The organism is Paraburkholderia tropica, assembly GCF_014171495.1.
GTDB lineage: Bacteria > Pseudomonadota > Gammaproteobacteria > Burkholderiales > Burkholderiaceae > Paraburkholderia > Paraburkholderia tropica.
This window is the reverse complement of record NZ_CP049137.1, coordinates 813,617-831,656: the sequence shown is the minus strand read 5'-3', so window position 1 is coordinate 831,656 and position 18,040 is coordinate 813,617. Positions and strand designations below refer to the sequence as shown.

General features: G+C 66.7%; 16 protein-coding genes. 12 read left to right on the top strand and 4 right to left on the bottom strand.

Annotated features, from left to right (window positions below; all coding sequences use genetic code 11):
• The first annotated feature begins 75 nt into the window (after positions 1-75).
• From G5S35_RS34160 to G5S35_RS34140, 5 genes are all read left to right on the top strand, one after another.
• Positions 76-975, top strand: coding sequence for a LysR family transcriptional regulator (locus tag G5S35_RS34160; RefSeq protein ID WP_065063832.1), 900 nt, complete (start codon positions 76-78; stop codon positions 973-975).
• Between the two features lie 118 nt (positions 976-1,093).
• Complete coding sequence (locus G5S35_RS34155; protein WP_124261532.1) at positions 1,094-2,917, top strand: diguanylate cyclase; 1,824 nt, start codon at positions 1,094-1,096, stop codon at positions 2,915-2,917.
• 212 nt (positions 2,918-3,129) lie between these two features.
• Positions 3,130-4,758: an EAL domain-containing protein gene (locus G5S35_RS34150; protein ID WP_183040065.1), complete on the top strand. Its 1,629-nt coding sequence runs from the start codon at positions 3,130-3,132 to the stop codon at positions 4,756-4,758.
• 61 nt (positions 4,759-4,819) lie between these two features.
• On the top strand, positions 4,820-5,416 hold the full coding sequence (locus G5S35_RS34145) for a helix-turn-helix domain-containing protein (RefSeq protein ID WP_183040064.1): 597 nt from the start codon (positions 4,820-4,822) through the stop codon (positions 5,414-5,416).
• A gap of 48 nt (positions 5,417-5,464) precedes the next feature.
• The gene (locus G5S35_RS34140; protein ID WP_074983274.1) at positions 5,465-6,013 is read left to right on the top strand and encodes a GNAT family N-acetyltransferase; all 549 of its coding nucleotides are present in this window, start codon (positions 5,465-5,467) and stop codon (positions 6,011-6,013) included.
• Here G5S35_RS34140 and G5S35_RS34135 read toward each other — a convergent pair.
• Positions 5,968-6,639 carry a GNAT family N-acetyltransferase gene (locus tag G5S35_RS34135; RefSeq protein ID WP_408583092.1) on the bottom strand — a complete coding sequence of 224 codons (672 nt, stop codon included), beginning with the start codon at positions 6,637-6,639 and terminating at the stop codon, positions 5,968-5,970. The two genes, G5S35_RS34140 and G5S35_RS34135, sit on opposite strands and share 46 nt — an antisense overlap.
• A 209-nt stretch (positions 6,640-6,848) precedes the next feature.
• On the opposite strand from G5S35_RS34135, the gene G5S35_RS34130 reads away from it, so the two are divergent.
• Positions 6,849-7,325 carry an OsmC family protein gene (locus tag G5S35_RS34130; RefSeq protein WP_183040063.1) on the top strand — a complete coding sequence of 159 codons (477 nt, stop codon included), beginning with the start codon at positions 6,849-6,851 and terminating at the stop codon, positions 7,323-7,325.
• Between the two features lie 9 nt (positions 7,326-7,334).
• On the opposite strand, the gene G5S35_RS34125 is transcribed toward G5S35_RS34130, so the two are convergent.
• Complete coding sequence (locus tag G5S35_RS34125) at positions 7,335-8,234, bottom strand: LysR family transcriptional regulator (protein ID WP_065063818.1); 900 nt, start codon at positions 8,232-8,234, stop codon at positions 7,335-7,337.
• Positions 8,235-8,329: 95 nt separating this feature from the next.
• Between G5S35_RS34125 and G5S35_RS34120 the strand changes: the two genes are divergently transcribed.
• Both G5S35_RS34120 and fabV read left to right on the top strand, forming a co-directional pair.
• A complete protein-coding gene (locus G5S35_RS34120) occupies positions 8,330-9,352 on the top strand; it encodes an NAD-dependent epimerase/dehydratase family protein (protein WP_183040062.1) in 1,023 nt (340 codons plus the stop codon).
• A gap of 290 nt (positions 9,353-9,642) precedes the next feature.
• Positions 9,643-10,842 carry an enoyl-ACP reductase FabV gene (gene fabV, locus G5S35_RS34115; RefSeq protein ID WP_183040061.1) on the top strand — a complete coding sequence of 400 codons (1,200 nt, stop codon included), beginning with the start codon at positions 9,643-9,645 and terminating at the stop codon, positions 10,840-10,842.
• A 54-nt stretch (positions 10,843-10,896) separates the two neighbouring features.
• Here the strand turns inward: fabV and G5S35_RS34110 are convergent, their stop codons facing one another.
• Positions 10,897-12,639: an IlvD/Edd family dehydratase gene (locus G5S35_RS34110; RefSeq protein ID WP_183040060.1), complete on the bottom strand. Its 1,743-nt coding sequence runs from the start codon at positions 12,637-12,639 to the stop codon at positions 10,897-10,899.
• A 271-nt stretch (positions 12,640-12,910) separates the two neighbouring features.
• On the opposite strand from G5S35_RS34110, the gene G5S35_RS34105 reads away from it, so the two are divergent.
• Entirely contained in the window at positions 12,911-13,861 is a 951-nt protein-coding gene (locus G5S35_RS34105) for an ABC transporter substrate-binding protein (RefSeq protein WP_373681598.1), read from the top strand.
• A 3-nt stretch (positions 13,862-13,864) separates the two neighbouring features.
• Here G5S35_RS34105 and G5S35_RS34100 read toward each other — a convergent pair whose 3' ends face one another.
• Complete coding sequence (locus G5S35_RS34100; protein ID WP_124261527.1) at positions 13,865-14,077, bottom strand: hypothetical protein; 213 nt, start codon at positions 14,075-14,077, stop codon at positions 13,865-13,867.
• A gap of 23 nt (positions 14,078-14,100) precedes the next feature.
• Between G5S35_RS34100 and G5S35_RS34095 the strand changes: the two genes are divergently transcribed.
• From G5S35_RS34095 to yjfF, 3 genes are read left to right on the top strand one after another with little or no spacing between them, the layout of a single operon-like run.
• Positions 14,101-15,627, top strand: coding sequence for a sugar ABC transporter ATP-binding protein (locus G5S35_RS34095; protein WP_176081360.1), 1,527 nt, complete (start codon positions 14,101-14,103; stop codon positions 15,625-15,627).
• Positions 15,624-16,685 carry an ABC transporter permease gene (locus G5S35_RS34090; protein WP_065063806.1) on the top strand — a complete coding sequence of 354 codons (1,062 nt, stop codon included), beginning with the start codon at positions 15,624-15,626 and terminating at the stop codon, positions 16,683-16,685. The genes G5S35_RS34095 and G5S35_RS34090 overlap by 4 nt, the downstream gene beginning before the upstream one ends.
• Positions 16,686-16,740: 55 nt before the next feature.
• A complete protein-coding gene (gene yjfF, locus G5S35_RS34085) occupies positions 16,741-17,877 on the top strand; it encodes a galactofuranose ABC transporter, permease protein YjfF (protein ID WP_065063804.1) in 1,137 nt (378 codons plus the stop codon).
• Positions 17,878-18,040 lie beyond the last annotated feature (163 nt).

The following is an 18,040-nucleotide window of genomic DNA, read 5'->3' as shown; positions in this document are numbered from 1 at the left end:
TTTTAGCACTGGCTCGCCAGCACATCCGTCACGCGCGTCACGCCTGAGCACGCCCACCGGAACCCGAGGCATCGCATGGAACTCCGTCATCTGCGCTATTTCGTGGCCGTCGCCGCCGAACGCAACTTCACCCGCGCCGCCGAAAAGCTCGGCATCGGCCAGCCGCCGCTGAGCCAGCAGATCAAGAGTCTCGAACGCGAGCTGGGCGTCGAGCTGTTCGTGCGCACGCCGCAAGGCGCCGCGCTCACGCAGGCAGGCGAGGCGTTTCTGGTCGAGGCGCGCCGCGTGCTCGACGACGCCACGCGCGCCGCCCAGGCCGCGCAACGCGCGGCGCGCGGCGAGTCGGGACAGATCCGCATCGGCTTCACCGGCTCGGCGGCGTTCAATCCGCTCGTGCCCACGCTGATCCAGCGTTACACGCAGCGCTTCCCCGCCGTGCAGCTCACGCTCGACGAAGCCAACACGCCGATCCTCGTGCAAGGTCTCGCCGAAGGCCGTCACGATGCCGTGTTCTTCCGCCCCGGCCGCACGACGCTGACCGAGCTGGACGGCATCGCGGTCCAGCGCCTGCCCGACGAGCCGATGAAGATCGTGCTGCCCTCGGCGCATCCGCTGGCCGCACGGCGGCGGCTGCCGCTGGCCGCACTCGCCAACGAGCCCTTCGTGCTGGTGCCCGGACCCGCGGGCATCACGCTGAACGAGGAAATCGTGCGCGCGTGCGCCGAAGCTGGCTTCAGTCCGCGGCTCGCGCAGCCCGCGCCGCAGATCGCGTCGGTCGTGAATCTGGTGGCGGCGGGCCTCGGCGTGTCGATCGTGCCCGCGGCCATCGCGCAGGTGCAGGTCAAGGGCGTGCGCTATCTCGACGTGACCGGCGTGCGCATGAGCGCGAAGCTCTCGCTCGGCTGGCGCGAAGGCGATACCTCGGCGACGCTTCGGCAGTTCGTCGCGCTGGCGCAGCACGCCGGACGCGACTGAAGCCGTCAAGCCGGGCGCGTTCGGCCACGTCACGCACCAAGCCCGCGCCGCGACCCGATGCTATGCTTGACGCCGCGCATTCCCGCAGACAGGCACATCTCCGAAGGGGCCGGGCACGATGCAGCGCAGCGCGCAGGACACCGCGAACCGCACGTCGGTGCGCGTTCTCTCCAGCATGATCATGAAGCGGCCGCATCTCGTGGTCACGCTCTGCTTTGGCGTGGCGATGCTGCTCGTCGCGCTCGTCGGCCTGCGCCAGCTTTACAACATGACGCGCTACGACCTGCAAAGCCGTCTGCGCGATCTGCAGGTGCGCGCCGTGGGCGTCGACGCGCTGATCGAAGCCGAGCGCCGCCGCCTGACCTTCCTGCGTAATTACGCCGAACACGTGCTCGCCGCCGCGCCCGAGGCGCGCGGCAGCATGCTCGACCCCGCCGTGCAGCGCGCGCTGCAAGCCAGCACGCAAGTCGCCTGGCAGACGACCGGCGAAGTGAACGGTCCGCCCGTGTTCGGCACCAACGCCGCGACGCTCGCGGGGCTGCCCGGTTTTCATCGCGACGACGTCGACCTGCCCGGCGACATCGCGCTCGCCCGCGCGATCAGTCCGCTCGTGGACATCAGCCAGCACGCCGACGCCGTGCAGAGCACCGTCGCCTTCATCTCGACGAACGGCGTCTTCGTGATCTCGCCCGAGCAGCACGGCATGAGCGTGCCCGCGCTGCTGCGCCGCTTCAGCAGCATGAACTACTATCGCGGCCAGCTTCCCGACCGCAATCCATCGCGCGACGTGCTCTGGACGCCGGTCTATACGGGCCTGCAAAAAGGCGAGGCCATCTCCACGCTCAGTGCGCCCATTTATCTGAACGACCGTTTTCGCGGCGCGGTGGTCATGGACATCACGCAGTCGCGTCTGCTCTCGCTGCAACTGGCGACGGCCGACCCCGGCGACGTACTGGAAAACGCGCCGCCGGTTGAATTCGGCCTCCTGAACAATAACGGCAACGTGGTCTACTTTCGCAACGGCGTGCTCACCGAGGAACGCCCGCGTCGTTTCAGCCTCGCGCTGCTGCAGATCGCGCGCGACTCCACCGGGCGCTGGATGCAGCGTGGCTCGGGCTATATCGAGCGGCGCGGCGATTACCTGCTGTATCAGCGCATCGGCCAGACGCACTGGATGCTGATGGCCGCCACCGACGACCGCGAACTCACGCTCGCCGCCGCGCGCCGCGTATTCAGCAGCCCGCTGATCGCCGCGTGGGCCGTGCTGGTCTTGCTGCTCGTCGGCACGCTTTTTATCGTCAAGAATATCTTCGGCAATTATGTGGAGGCGAGCGGACGACTCGAAACGCTCGCGCGCAGCGACCCGCTCACGGGCCTCGCGAATCGCCGCCGCTTTCAGGAGGCGTTTGCCGAAACCGTCGAACGCGCGCAGCGCGCCGACGATACGCGTGACACGCAGGACGCGAACATGGCGAATGCAGGCGCCGCGTCCGATCGCTCCGCGCTCGCCGTGCTGATGCTCGACATCGACTACTTCAAGCGCGTGAACGACCGCTACGGCCACGCAGCCGGCGACGCCGTGCTCACGCTGCTCGCGCAGATCCTGCGCGCGAACCTGCGCGGCGTGGACGTGCCCGCGCGTCTCGGCGGCGAGGAATTCGCGGCGCTGCTGCCGGGCGCCGATCTCGCGACCGCCAGCGCCGTGGCCGAGCGCGTGCGACTCGCGGTCGAGGTGCACGCGCAACATCTCGCCGGGCCCGCGAGCGCGGCGCATCCGGAAGCGATTCCGTTCACGGTGTCGATCGGCGTGGCGGTCTGTCCCGCCGACGGCCCCGCGCACTACGAACCGCTGCTGCAAGTCGCCGACCGGCGGCTCTACGTCGCGAAGGAAAGCGGGCGCAACCGCGTCGTGATCGCCGATCCGCAGACGCTCGGCGCGTAGCGAGGGCATGCGAGCGCAAACGTAGGCACCATTCAGGGCACGATGCGGTGTTCGCATTCCTGCATGAATTCGCGCCTGCTTTGCCAGGCAAATTCATGCGCGACGAATCGCCCGAATCATGCGCCCGTGCGCGGGCGCGCAGTGCCGGATCGGCCCAACGCGAAAACCGCTAACATCGGGCGCAACGCTTCACCCTCGCGTCCGCTCCCCGCATGAAACGACGACTGACCGCGCTGACGACGTTCTGTCTCGTGGCGCTTGCCCTCTCGGCAACGCTCGCGGCGGTGACGTACGCGTCCGACGCCGTCGTCGAGCGCAATCAGCGCCAGCAGGTCGACGAATATTCGCGCCGCGCGCTGATGCGCGCCGAACTCGTCACGAACGAAGCCGTCTCCGCCCTGCACGCGCTCACGAGTCTCGACAGCACGCCGTGCACGCCCGCCCATCTGCAGGCGCTGCGGCAAACCGAGGAGCAGTTCCGCTACATCCGCAACGTCGCCTGGACCGACGGCCAGACCATCCGCTGCTCGTCGCTGCACGGCAACGTCGAGCGCACGCTGCCGCCGGCCGAATGGTCGTATGGCGGCGGCTTCAGCGCGTGGCATTCGGAAATCGGCAAACGCGGCAATGAAATACGCATGCTGAATATCCGCCTCGGCGCGCATATCGTGGTGATCGATCCGCGCTTTTATCTCGACATCGTCCCGCTCGACGACACCATCGAAATCGCGCTGCTCGAATCGGGCGACGGCACGATCATCGCGCGCTGGCCGCGCGCAAATGCCGAGCTCGTGCAGGCCGCCTTCACGCGCGAAGCGGGCAAGCCTTTTTTCGAAAAACGCTATTACGTGGTCGAGCGCTCGCGCCGCTATCCGATTGCGGTGATCGCCTACGAGCCCGCCGACCGCGTGCGCCCCGACATGTTCGCGCAACTCAGGCTGTTCGCCGCGCCAGCGCTGCTCGCGAGCGGCTTGCTGACCTGGCTCGTGCTGCGTTGGCGGCGCAAGCTGCGCACGCCGCGCAGCGCCCTGCTCGAAGGCATCCGGCGGCGCCAGTTCGCGGCGTGGCTGCAACCGATCGTCGATCTGCAAAGCGGACGCTGCGTGGGCGCGGAGGCACTGGTGCGCTGGACGCTCGCCGACGGCACCGTGATCGCGCCCGACAGCTTCATCCCGATGGCCGAATCGCTCGGTCTGATCCAGGCGATCACCGACCGCGTGATCGAGTCGGTGTTCGAGGGCGCGGGCGCGCTGCTCGCGAAGCGCCGCGATCTGCACGTGTCGATCAACCTCACGCGCGACGACCTGATTTCCTCACGCGCGCTGGAAACGCTGCAAAGCGGCTTCGCGAAGCACGACGTGCGCCGCGACCAGATCTGGTTCGAATGCATCGAGCGCGCGTTCATCGACGCGAGCGAGGCTGCGCCCGTGCTGCAACGTTATCGCGACGCGGGCCACAAGATCCTCATCGACGATTTCGGCACCGGTTATTCGAGTCTTTCGTATCTGCAGGACCTGCCCGTGGATGGCATCAAGATCGACAAGGCCTTCGTCAACGCGCTCGCGACCGGCGCGGAAGTGAACGCGATCGTGCCGCACATCATCGGCATCGCGCACGAGCTCGGGCTGATGATGATCGCCGAGGGCGTGGAGGTCGAGCAGCAGGCCGAGTATCTGCGCGAGCGCGGCGTGCAGTTCGCGCAGGGCTGGCTCTACGCGAAGGCCATGCCCGCCGCCGAGTTCGCGCGCTGGGTCGAGGCCGCGCAGACGTCCGGGCCATCCGGGCCTTCCGCCGCAAAGCGCGAGGACGAAGCGGCGGCGCACGCCGCGCCGCGCGCCTGATCCGCGCCCCATTTCCAGCATATTGACCACAAATTCCAACTTAGTGGATAATGCGTCCACTATGTCAGAACACAGCCCGACCGACACCGGCATCAACGAGCGCATCGCCCAGCGCGTGCGCGAATTGCGCGCGGCGCGCGGCTTCACGCTCGAAGCGCTGGCCACGCGCAGCGGCGTCAGCCGCTCGATGATCTCGATGATCGAGCGCGGTTCGGCCAGCCCCACGGCGGTCGTGCTGGAGAAACTCGCGTCGGGCCTCGGCGTGTCGATGGCGAGCCTGTTCGGCGGCGCGAGCGAGTCCGCGCCCGCCGAGCCGCTCGCGCGCCGCGACGCCCAGACGCAATGGCGCGACCCGCAATCGGGCTACACGCGCCGCAGCCTCTCGCCGGCCAACTGGCCCTCGCCCATTCAGCTCGTCGAAGTGGACTTTCCGCCCGGCGCGCGCGTGGCCTATGAAACCGGTAGCCGCGAGCACGTGTTTCATCAGCAGGTCTGGCTGCTCGAGGGCCGCCTCAACGTCGAACTCGGCGATCAGTTGCACGCGCTTGAAGCGGGCGACTGCCTCGCGATGCGGCTCGACCAGCCGCTGATTTTCAGCAATCCGGCTTCCCTGCCCGCGCGCTACCTCGTCGCCATTTGCGACGCGCGCGGCAGTTGACACGGCGCGGCGTCGCCGAATTTTCATCACGCTTGCACAGGAATCCTTATGAATACCGAATCGCCGCGCGACAGCGTGAAGTTCATCGAATGCACCGAGGCTGAGCACGCGGGCGCCATTCTCGAGATTCTGAACGACGCCATCGTCAATTCGACCGCGCTGTACGACTACAAGCCGCGCGCGCCGGAAGCGATGCGCACGTGGTTCGAGGTCAAGCGCGCGAACGGCTTCCCGGTCGTGGGCGCGGTGGACGAAGCGGGCACGCTGCTCGGCTTCGCGAGCTGGGGCGCGTTCCGCCCGTTCCCGGCCAACAAGTACACGGTCGAGCACAGCGTCTACGTGCATCGCGACTCGCGCGGCCTCGGGCTCGGCGAGCGCCTGCTGCGCGAGCTGATCCGCCGCGCGCAGGAAAAGGAACTGCACGTGCTGGTGGGCTGCATCGACGCCACGAATGCCGCGAGTATCGCGCTGCATACGCGCCTCGGCTTCACGCACTCGGGCACGATCAAGGAAGTCGGCTTCAAGTTCGGCCGATGGCTCGACGCCGCGTTCTACCAGCTCAATCTGGCCACGCCCGCGCAGCCGGTGGACGGCTGAATGGGCCGAATGGACCGGATGCCGGGCCTCGCCGGCGCGAACGGCTGATTCGCGGCGGCGGGTTTGCTGAGCACGGCGCTGTCGTAGCCGCGGCCCGCGAAGCGCACGACATCGACGAGACTGAAACCCTGCGCGCGATAGAACGCAATCAGATCGGCGGCCGGAAACGGCGTGTCGAGCGCGAGTTGCGTGCAGCCGCGCGCGGCGGCCCAGTGCGACGCGAACGCCAGCAGCGCACGGCCAATGCCGCGACTCTGCCACGTCGGCTCGATGCCGAACTGATGCACCGACGCCACGCCGCGCGAACGATACTGCTCACAGGGCGATGCGCTGTCGCGGCCCTCGATGGTCAACGTGCCGACGATCCGCCCGCTGCACACCGCCACGAAACAATCGCCCGCCAGCGCGCGCTGACGCGTGGCGCCCGCGCCCTGATCCGCGCACGCGCAATGCAGCCCGAGCGACGCAAGCCGCGCGAAGGCGCGGTGCAACAGTTGCGTAAGCTGCTCCCACGAATCGCGCTGCGGATCGAAGCGCCGCAGCACCAGACGGCCCATGCCGGGCGGCGTGCAGACAATGCGCTCGTCGCGTTCGTCTTGAGCTTGCGGGGCTCGGCGTGTGGACATGGCCTCTCCTGTCGTTGTGCTGAACCGAAGTCTAGGGTCGGCCCCGGCATGCCTCAAGCAAAAATCCCGTAAAAATCGTGGCGATTCGCGTGAATATCGCATGTTTTTTATCGCGCAAATTATTACGGCATCCGAATTAAATAATTCAACGCCAACCGATTCATCCGTCGATGAGACAATAGCGCCACCCGACCACACGGAGAACGACAATGGCGCACGGCGAACACACGTACACAGTGAAAGTCCAATGGACCGGCAATCGCGGCAGCGGCACGAGCGGCTATCGCGACTATGACCGCGACCACCTGATCGAATCGGCCGGCAAGCCCGCCATTCCCGGCTCGGCCGATCCCGCGTTTCGCGGCGACGCCGCGCGCTGGAATCCGGAAGATCTGCTCGTCGCGTCGGCGAGCGCCTGTCACAAGCTCTGGTATCTGCATCTGTGCGCCGACGCGGGCATCGCCGTGCTCGATTACGTGGACGAAGCGCAAGGCACCATGATCGACACCGCCGAGGAAGGCCGCTTCAAGGAAATCGTGCTGCATCCGCGCGTGACGATCCGCGCCGGCGACGACCGCGCGCGCGCCGAACATCTGCATCACACGGCGCATGAGAAGTGCTACGTCGCGAACTCGGTCAATTTCCCGATTCGCTGCGAGCCGGTCATCGTACAGGCGGACGCGTAAGCCGGGCGATCACGCCCGCGCGCTCGCAAGATAGGCGTCGAGGCCGCTCGCGAGCGCATCGAACACGGCCTTGCAGCGGCGATTGCCGCGCAGGTCTTCGTGCATCGTGATCCACACCGGCAGGCGGATCGCGAACGCGCGCGGCAACACCCGCACGAGCGCGGCGTCGCGCCGCGCGATGCCGACCTGGCACGCGCCGATGCCGCAACCGGCGCGGATCATCGCGAACTGCGCGACGTCGCTGTCGGTGCGCAGCGCGAACGCCTCGCGCTTCCAGAACGGCCACTTGCGCGTCGCCTCGCGCACGAAGGGCGTGACCGTGTCATAGCCGATCAGCGCGAACTGCGGGAGGTCGGCGAGCGTGCGCGGCGTGCCGCTGGCGTCGAGATAATCGGCGCGCGCGTGCAGCCCCACTTCCGTTTCGCCGATCCGCCGCGCGATCAGCATCTCCTGCTGCGGCTGCGTCATGCGCACGGCGATATCCGCTTCGCGTTGCAGCAGATCCTGCACGCGGTTGGTCGCGACCAGTTCCACGACGAGTTCGGGATGCGTGCGCCGCAGTTGCGCGAGGACCGGCGGCAGCACTTCGATGCCCACCACTTCGCTCGCCGAGACGCGCACCACGCCGCGCATGCCGTCGCCTTGCCCCGCCGCCGCACGTTCGAGCGCGGCCGCCGTGGAGCGCATGGCTTCGGCGTGGCCGCGCAATGCGCGCGCCGCTTCGGTCGGCAAAAAGCCTGCGGGCGAGCGCGTGAAGAGCGGCTGGCCGAACGCGGCTTCGAGCGCGACCACGTGTCGCCCCGCCGTGGGCTGCGTGATGCCGAGCGCGCGCGCCGCGCCCGAGAGCGAGCCCTCGGTGAGCACCGCGAGGAAGGTCCGGTAGAGTTCCCAGTTCAGATTCGAGGCCATACAGAAATGTATAGCCGATCGACCATCTTCGGTAATTTTTTATGATCGCCGAACCGCGCAGAATGCAGCCATCGAATCCACAACGGAGAACGGCAATGGCGGCAATTCCTGACACGGCGCGCACCGCACTGGTGCTGGGCGCGAGCGGCGGCATCGGCGGCGAAGTGGCGCGCCAGTTGCGCGGCGCGGGCTGGCAGGTGCGCGCGCTCAAGCGCAACCTCGGCGGCGCGGCTGGCGAGCACGGTTCGCGCGACGCGGACGGCATCGACTGGATCGAGGGCGACGCGCTGGACCGCGCGGCCGTCCTGCGTGCGGCGCAGGGCTGCGCGGTGATCGTCCACGCGGTGAATCCGCCCGGCTACAAGCGCTGGGCCGAAGTCGTCCTGCCGATGATCGACAACACGCTCGCCGCCGCGCGTGCCGTGGGCGCGACCGTCGTGCTGCCCGGCACGGTCTACAACTTCGGGCCGGAAACGCTGCCGCGCGTCGGCGAGGATGCGCCGCAGCAGCCGCGCACCCGCAAGGGCGCGATCCGCGTGGAGTTGGAGCGGCGCATCGAGGCGGCCGCCGCGCAAGGCACGCGCGCCATCATCGTGCGGGCGGGCGACTTTTTCGGTCCGCGCGTGGGCAATAGCTGGCTCGCGCAGGGCATGGTGCAGCCCGGACGGCCGGTGCGCACGGTGCGTGAGCCGGGGCGGCCGGGCATCGGCCATACGTGGGCCTACGTGCCCGATGTGGCGCGCACGATGGTCGAACTGATCGAACAGCGCGCCGAACTCGCGCCGTTCGCCCGCTTTCACATGCAAGGCCACCGCGACGCCGATGGCACGCAGATGGCCGCCGCGCTCTGCCGCGTCGCCGAACGGCACGGGCTCGCCGCGCGCCGCAAGCCCTTCGCCTGGCCGCTGGTCTGGATCGGCGCGCTGTTTTCGACCACGCTGCGCGAGATGCTGGAAATGCGTTATCTGTGGCGCGAGACGCTCGAACTCGACAACGCGCGCCTCGTGCGCACGCTCGGCCGCGAGCCGCATACGCCGCTCGATACCGCGCTGGAGGCCACGCTCGCCGGGCTCGGCTGCCTGGGCGCGCCGGTTGCGGCGCTCGCGGCGGGGCATTGAGGGGGTTTTCATCGCGCTGTCATCGCGCCAAGTCGAGCGATATCGCGCCCTATCGCGTTCCGGCACGTTTTGGCGCGGCTTCCCTGCGCAAGCATCGGAAAGCTCCCGAAAGCGCTGGGAAGCGATGGAGCACCCTCAACGCACCGTCAACGCACCGTCAACGCGCCCTCAACGCACCATCAACGCGCCCCGAACGCCCCCATAAACACCCGCCTGGCGCGCCGCGCCGCGCTGGCTCGCGTACAATGCGCCCCGTCCCTGCAAGTACCTGAGATAGACGGAGAAGTCTGATGATTATCGAACCGCGCGTTCGCGGCTTTATTTGCGTGACGGCGCATCCCGCCGGCTGCGCAGCCAACGTGGCCCAGCAAATCGAATATGTGAAAGCCAACGGCGCCATCGCCAACGGCCCGAAACGCGTGCTCGTGATCGGCGCGTCGACGGGCTACGGCCTCGCCGCGCGCATCTCGGCGGCGTTCGGCAGCGGCGCGGCCACGCTCGGCGTGTGCTTCGAGCGCGCAGGCAGCGAAACGCGCCCCGCCACCGCCGGCTGGTACAACACCGCCGCGTTCGAGCAGTTCGCCGCGCAACAGGGCCTGTACGCCCAATCGATCAACGGCGACGCGTTCTCCACCGCCGTGAAGGACGCCACGATCGAGACGATCAAGCGCGATCTCGGCCAGGTCGATCTCGTCGTCTACAGCCTCGCCGCGCCGCGCCGCACGCACCCGGTCACGGGCGAAGTGCACGCGTCGACGCTCAAGCCGGTCGGCAAGACGCTGCGCATGCGCGGCGTCGACACCGACAAGGAAATCGTCAAGGAAACCGTGCTCGAAGCCGCCTCGCAGGCGGAAATCGACGGCACCGTGGCTGTGATGGGCGGCGAAGACTGGCAGATGTGGATCGACGCGCTGCTCGACGCGGGCGTGCTCGCCCCCGGCGCGAAGACCACGGCGTTCACGTACCTCGGCGCGGAAATCACCCACGACATCTACTGGAACGGTTCGATCGGCGCGGCCAAGAAGGATCTCGACCAGAAGGTGCTGGGCATGCGCGAGAAGCTCGCGGCGCATGGCGGCGGCGATGCGCGCGTCTCCGTGCTCAAAGCCGTGGTCACGCAGGCCAGCTCGGCGATTCCGATCATGCCGCTCTACCTCTCGCTGCTGTTCCGCGCGATGAAGGAAAACGGCTCGCACGAAGGCTGCATCGAGCAGGTCTACGGTCTGTACAAGGACTCGCTCTACAACGCCGCGCCCGTGCTCGACGACGAAGGCCGTCTGCGCGCCGACTACAAGGAACTCGCGCCCGAAATCCAGGCGCAGGTGAAGGCCGCCTGGGATCAGGTGAGCGCGGAAAATCTCTACGAGATCACCGACTTCGCGGGCTATAAGGCCGAGTTCCTGCGTCTGTTCGGCTTCGGTATCGAAGGCGTGGATTACGCCGCCGACGTCAACCCCGACGTCGCGATTCCGGGTATCCAGCAGCTTTAATCGGCACGATCAAAGTTTGTGCGCACGGCGCGTCAGCGCCGCGCGACGCCTCGCTCAATGCGAATGCCGGGGCACCTCCGCGCCCCGGCAACCCACCAGAAAGTCGAAATCGCAGCCTTCGTCGGCTTGCAGCACGTGTTCGACATAGAGCTTGCGATAACCGCTGCCATCGGCGGGCAAGGGCTGTTGCGCCGCGCACCAGGCATCGAGCCGCGCAGTTATTTCGGCATCCGTAATATCGATACGCAGCGTGCCGCGCTCGCAATCGAGTTCGATCCAGTCGCCGTTCTGCACGATCGCCAGCGGTCCGCCCGCGCGCGCTTCGGGCGCGACGTGCAGCACCACCGTGCCGTACGCCGTGCCGCTCATGCGCGCATCCGAGACCCGCACCATGTCGGTCACGCCTTGCGCGAGCAGCTTGGGCGGCAAGCCCATGTTGCCCACCTCGGCCATGCCCGGATAGCCCTTCGGTCCGCAGTTCTTCATCACGAGCACCGAATCGGCGGTGACGTCGAGATCGGGATCGGCGATACGCGCCTTGTAGTCGTCGAAATTCTCGAACACCACCGCCCGTCCGCGATGCTTCAAGAGCTTCGCCGTCGCCGCTGAAGGCTTGAGCACCGCGCCGTTCGGCGCGAGATTGCCGCGCAGCACGCACAGGCCGCCGTCGTGCACCAGCGGTTCGCCGAGCGGTCGAATCACTTCCTCGTTGAAATTGGGCGCCTCGCGCACGTTCTCCCAGATCGTCTTGCCGTTCGCCGTGAGCGCGTCGGGATGCGGCAGCAGCTTCGCTTCGCCGAGACGTCTGAGCACCGCCGGCAAACCGCCCGCGTAATAGAACTCTTCCATCAGAAAGCGGCCCGAAGGTTGCAGATCCACAATGGTCGGCGTGCCGCGCCCGATGCGGGTCCAGTCGTCGAGTTCGAGCGGCACGCCGATGCGTCCCGCGATCGCCTTCAGATGAATCGCCGCATTGGTCGAGCCGCCGATCGCCGCGTTGGTGCGAATCGCGTTCTCGAACGCCGCGCGCGTAAGCAGTTTCGAGAGCCGCAAATCTTCGAACACCATTTCAACGATTCGGATTCCTGACATCTGCGCGAGCACGTAGCGCCGCGCATCCACGGCCGGAATTGCCGCGTTATGCGGCAGCGACACGCCGAGCGCCTCGGCCATGCACGCCATCGTCGACGCGGTGCCCATGGTGTTGCAGGTGCCCGCCGAACGCGACATGCCCGCTTCCGCCGACATGAATTCGTGCAGCGAGATCTTGCCCGCCTTCACCTGCTCGCTCAGTTGCCACACGACCGTGCCCGAGCCGATGTCGCGCCCCTCGTGCTTGCCGTTGAGCATCGGCCCGCCCGTCACGACGATGGCGGGCACATCGCAGCTCGCCGCGCCCATCAGCAACGCGGGCGTGGTCTTATCGCAGCCCACCAGCAGCACGACGGCGTCGACCGGATTGCCGCGTATCGCTTCTTCCACATCCATCGATGCGAGATTGCGCGTGAACATCGCCGTGGGCCGCAAATTCGATTCGCCATTCGAAAACACGGGAAATTCAACGGGAAATCCGCCCGCTTCATAAACACCGCGCTTAACGTGTTCAGCGAGCTTACGAAAATGCGCATTACACGGCGTAAGTTCGGACCACGTATTGCAGATGCCGATAATCGGCTTGCCCGCGAACTCGTGATCCGGAATGCCCTGGTTCTTCATCCAGCTTCGATACATGAAGCCGTTCTTGTCCGTGGTGCCGAACCACGCGGCTGAGCGCAGGCGCGTCTTGCGAGTGTTCATGGCGTGACCCACTTAGTGAGAAAGTCCCATAAATAGCATGACTATATAAGTCACGAGGATCGGGAAAACGCTAATAAAAACCGCAAATAGCGTCGCATATAGTTTGGCTATTCAAATTGCAGGCGAACGGCTGCCGGTCTCCAACCGGCGGCGTGGGATGGCGCGAACATACTCGTGACACTGTCCGGCCGTGATGGACGCGGGTGTAGCGCCATGAATTAAAAAACTACAGAGCTACACATCGGAGACACGCATGAAATTCGCTACACGTATGGTGAGCGGGCTCGTCGCTGCAGCGGCGGCTTTCTCGATGGCCGCGGGCGTCGCCCACGCCGAAGATAAACAGATTACGCTCGGTTTCGCGCAGGTGGGGGCCGAAAGCGCCTGGCGCACGGCCAACACGGTGTCGGTGAAAGCCGCCGCCAAGGACGCCGGCATCAATCTCAAGTTCTCCGACGCACAGCAAAAGCAGGAAAACCAGATCAAGGCGATTCGCTCGTATATCGCGCAGAAAGTCGATGTGATCGCGTTCTCGCCGGTCGTGGAATCGGGCTGGGAGCCGGTGCTGCAGGAAGCCAAACGCGCGAAGATTCCGGTCATTCTCACGGACCGCAACATCGACGTGAAAGACCAGTCGCTCTACGTGACGATGATCGGCTCGGACTTCATGGAAGAAGGCCGCCGCGCGGGCAAATGGCTCGAAGATCACTACAAGAGCAACCCCGGCCCGATCAATATCGTCGAGTTGCAGGGCACGGTGGGTTCGGCGCCCGCCAACGACCGTCATGCCGGTCTGATCGAGGTGATCAAGAACGATCCGAAGTTCAAGATCATCGCGTCGCAAAGCGGCGACTTCACGCTCGCGGGCGGCAAGCAGGTGATGGAAGCGTTCGCCAAGACGTATGGCAACAAGATCAACGTGGTCTACGCGCATAACGACGACATGGCGCTCGGCGCGATCCAGGCGATGGAAGAAGCCGGCATGAAGCCGGGCAAGGACGTGAGCGTGGTGTCGTTCGACGCGACCAAGGGTGGCTTCGAGGCGATGATCGCGGGCAAGATGAACGTCGACGTGGAATGCAGCCCGCTGCTCGGGCCGCAACTGATGTCGGCGGTGAAGGACATCGTCGCGGGCAAGCAGCTGCCCAAACGCATCGTCACCAACGAAACGGTGTTCCCGATGGACGTGGCGGCGCAAGTGCTGCCGTCGCGCAAGTACTAAACTTCACGCGAGTTTGTAGCCAGTTTGAAGCGAAATTGAAGCGCAGCAGGCTGTACCAGGTAGCAAGCGATCATTGAGCGCGGAAGTTACGCGCCCGGCGCGCGTCACGTGCATGGCGTGATGCGCGCCCGGATTTTTTCGGCGCTCGCTGAACACGCAATGCCGCTCGCCGCCCGATTTCAGCATCCGCAGAATTTGATTAGCACTTCGGATCATTCCGGATCATTCCGTTCCTGCCCATGAGCGCCCCGCCCCTACTCGAAACCCTCGGTTTGTCGCGAACTTTCCCCGGCGTGCGTGCGCTCGACCGGGTCGATTTTCGTTTGTTCCCCGGCGAGATTCACACGCTAATGGGCCAGAACGGCGCGGGCAAATCCACGCTGATCAACGTGCTCACCGGCGTGCACGAACCCGAGGCGGGCGAGATCCGTCTCGCGGGCCAGGCCGTGCGTTTCGCCACGCCGCAGGAGGCCGAGGCGGCGGGCATCCAGACGCTCTATCAGGAAGTCAATCTCTGCCCGAATCTCTCGGTCGCCGAGAATATTTTCGCGGGCCGCCAGCCGCGCAAACGCGGCCTGATCGACTGGAAGTCGATCCACCGTCGCGCCGCCGAGGCGCTCGCCGAACTCAATCTCTCGCTCGACGTCACGCAGTCGCTCGACACCTATCCGATCGCGATGCAGCAAATGGTGGCGATCGCGCGCGCGGTGTCGGTGGACGCGCGCATTCTGATTCTCGACGAACCGACGTCGAGCCTCGACGAAGGCGAAGTCGCGCGCCTGTTCGACGTGCTGCGCAAGCTCAAGGCGTCGGGCATCGCGATTCTGTTCGTCACGCATTTTCTGGAGCAGACCTACGCGATCTCCGACCGAATCACGGTGATGCGCAACGGCGAGCGCGAGGGCGAATATCTCGCAGCCGATCTGCCCGTGCAGACGCTCGTCGCGAAGATGGTGGGCCTGAAGGACGCGGGCGAGCGGCTCGTGCATCCCGAACCGCCGCGCGCCGAGACGCCAAACGAAGCCGCGCAGGCGCAAGCGCCCTATCTCGCCGCGCAGGGCGTGGCGCGACGCGGCGTGCTCAATCCGCTCGATCTCGAAGTGCAGCCGGGGCAGATTCTGGGCCTCGCGGGCCTGCTCGGTTCGGGGCGCACGGAAACGGCGCGTCTGCTGTTTGGCGCCGACCGCGCCGATGCGGGCGACGTGCGTATCGACGGCAAGACCGTCAAGCTGTCTTCGCCGCGCGACGCGGTGCGCCACGGCATGGCCTATTGCCCGGAGGACCGCAAAAAGGAGGGCATCGTCGCCGATCTGTCGATCCGCGAAAACATCGTGCTCGCACTACAGGCGCAGCGCGGTTGGTGGCGCATGATCAGCCGCGCGCGTCAGCGCGAACTCGCCAACGACTACATCGAGCAACTGGGCATCAAGGCGCGCGACGCCGAACAGCCCATCGGCCTGCTGTCGGGCGGCAATCAGCAGAAGGTGCTGCTCGCGCGCTGGCTCGCGACCAACCCGCGCCTGCTGATTCTCGACGAACCCACGCGCGGCATCGACGTGGCCGCGAAATTCGAAATCATGGACCGCGTGCGCGCGCTCTGCGCGAAAGGGCTGGGCATCCTGTTCATTTCGTCGGAGATCAGCGAAGTGGTGCGCGTGAGCGACCGCATCGCCGTGCTGCGCGACCGCCGCAAGGTGGCGGAACTCGCGGGCGCGAAGCGCTCGGAACACGAGGTCTACGACCTCATCGCCGGAGATCGCCGATGACCCTGCCGCCCATCGATCCGCCCAAACGCGGCGCACTGCCCGCGTGGCTCTCGCTGCTGCTCAAGCATCCGCTCGTGTGGCCCGCGCTCACATTGATCGCGCTGTTCGCCGTGGACGTGATCCACCGCGCGAATTTTCTGTCCATCACGCTGCTCGGCGGCCATCTGTTCGGCGCACCCATCGACATTCTGATGCGCGCCGCGCCGCTCGTGGTGGTCTCGCTCGGCATGACGCTCGTGATCGCCACGCGCGGCATCGACATTTCGGTCGGCGCCGTGGTCGCCATCGCGGGCGCGGCGGCCGCCACAGTGCTGGCCGCCGACCCCTCGCGCGTGGGCGTGGCGTTCGGCGCGGCGCTGCTCGTGGGCCTCGCCGCGGGCATGTGGAACGGCCTGCTGGTCGCCTTCGTGGGCATGCAGCCGATCATCGCCACGCTGATCCTGATGGTGGCCGGACGCGGCGTCGCGCAGCTGCTCACGGGCGGCCAGATCATCCCCATCGGCGCGAAGGGCTATCTGTACGCGGGCGGCGGCTATTTCGCGCTCGTGCCCTGCGCCGTGTGGATCGCCATCGCCGTGACGCTGCTGACCGTGCTGATCGTCAACCGCACCGCGCTCGGCCTCTTCATCCGCTCGATCGGCGTGAATCCGGTCGCCGCGCGGCTCGCGGGTCTGTCCTCGCAAGCGGTGGTGTTCGGCGCATATGCGTTCTGCGGCTTGACGGCGTCCATCGCCGGCATCCTGATCAGCTCGAACGTGCGCAGCGCCGACGGCAACAACGCGGGCCTGCTGCTCGAACTCGACGCGATCCTCGCCGTGACGCTCGGCGGCACCTCGCTCGCGGGCGGGCGCTTCAGCCTCGCGGGCACGGTGCTCGGCGCGCTGATCATCCAGACGCTCACCTACACCACCTATTCGATCGGCGTGCCGCCCGAGGCGACGCTCGTCGTCAAGGCGATTGTCGTGCTCTGCGTCTGCGTGATCCAGTCGCCGGCCGCGCGCGGTTTCGCGGCGCTGCAACTCAAGCGTCTCGCCGTGAGCCGCCGGGCGCGCGCCTGACCGGCCTCCACATGAAATACCGCATCAAACAAGGACTATTTCGGGGATGTCAAGCATGAACCGCCCTCCGCAAGCCACCGATTCGAACCCGCTCGCCGCGCTCCGGCGCGGCGTCGCGCGCGTCGTCGATCCGCGCGTGCTGCCCATCGTCGTGACCGTGGTGCTGTTCGCCGCGCTGTTCGGTTTCGGCTCGGTGATGTACACCGGCTTTTTCTCGCTGCAAGTGCTGTTCGGCCTGCTCGTCGATAACGCCTTCCTGCTGATCGTCGCCATCGGCATGACGTTCGTGATCATCTCGGGCGGCATCGATCTGTCGGTGGGCGCGGTCGTCGCGCTCACGACCATTCTGTGCGCCGTCGGCACCGAGAAACTGCACTGGCCCGTCTACGTGGTCGTGCCGCTCGTGCTGCTGTGCGGCGCGCTCTACGGCGCGGCGATGGGCGCGCTGATTCACTTCTTTCGTTTGCAACCGTTCATCATCACGCTCGCGGGCATGTTCCTAGCGCGCGGCGCATGCTTCCTGATCACGACCGAATCCATCCAGATCAACGACCCCGGCTTTCACGCGCTCTCCGAATTCAACATTGCGGTCGGCAGCGGCTCGCTCACAACCGGTTCGCTCACGGCGCTGGCGATGCTGGCCGCGGCCATCGTGATCGCGCATTTCACGCGCTTCGGCCGCAACGTCTACGCGATCGGCGGCAACGAGCGCTCGGCGCTGCTGATGGGTCTGCCGGTCGCGCGCACCAAGATCGGCGTGTATGCGCTCTCCGGTTTCTGCTCGGCGCTCGGCGGCGTGGTGTTCACGCTCTATGTGCTCTCGGGTTACGGCTTGCAGGCGCAAGGGATGGAACTCGACGCCATCGCCGCGACGGTGATCGGCGGCACGCTGCTCACGGGCGGCGTGGGCTACGTGATCGGCTCCGTGTTCGGCGTGGGCATTCTCGGCACGATCCAGACGCTGATCACCTTCGACGGCACGCTCAGTTCGTGGTGGACGCGCATCGTGATCGGCGCCCTGCTCTGCGCGTTCTGTCTGATGCAGCGCGCCACCGAACGCCACGCGGCGCGGCGCAAATCGACCGGCGGCGGACGCAGCGCGCCGCGCACGCGCAACGCGCGCACGCAACCGGCCGCGCCGCTCGATCAGGCGAAGCTGGCCGCCGCGCCGCCGCCGCCGCATCGCGCTTGAAACACACTGGCTTGAACGTCGTGTTGTCCCAGCATGTGATCGCCCCGGCGCGCTGCAAGCCAATAGTCGGACTAGTTAGGGGTATACATGGATTAGGAGGCGCATCAGCGCTGCACTAAGATTTTTTGCGGTACCGCACGGCGCACGACGCATGTTGCCGAAC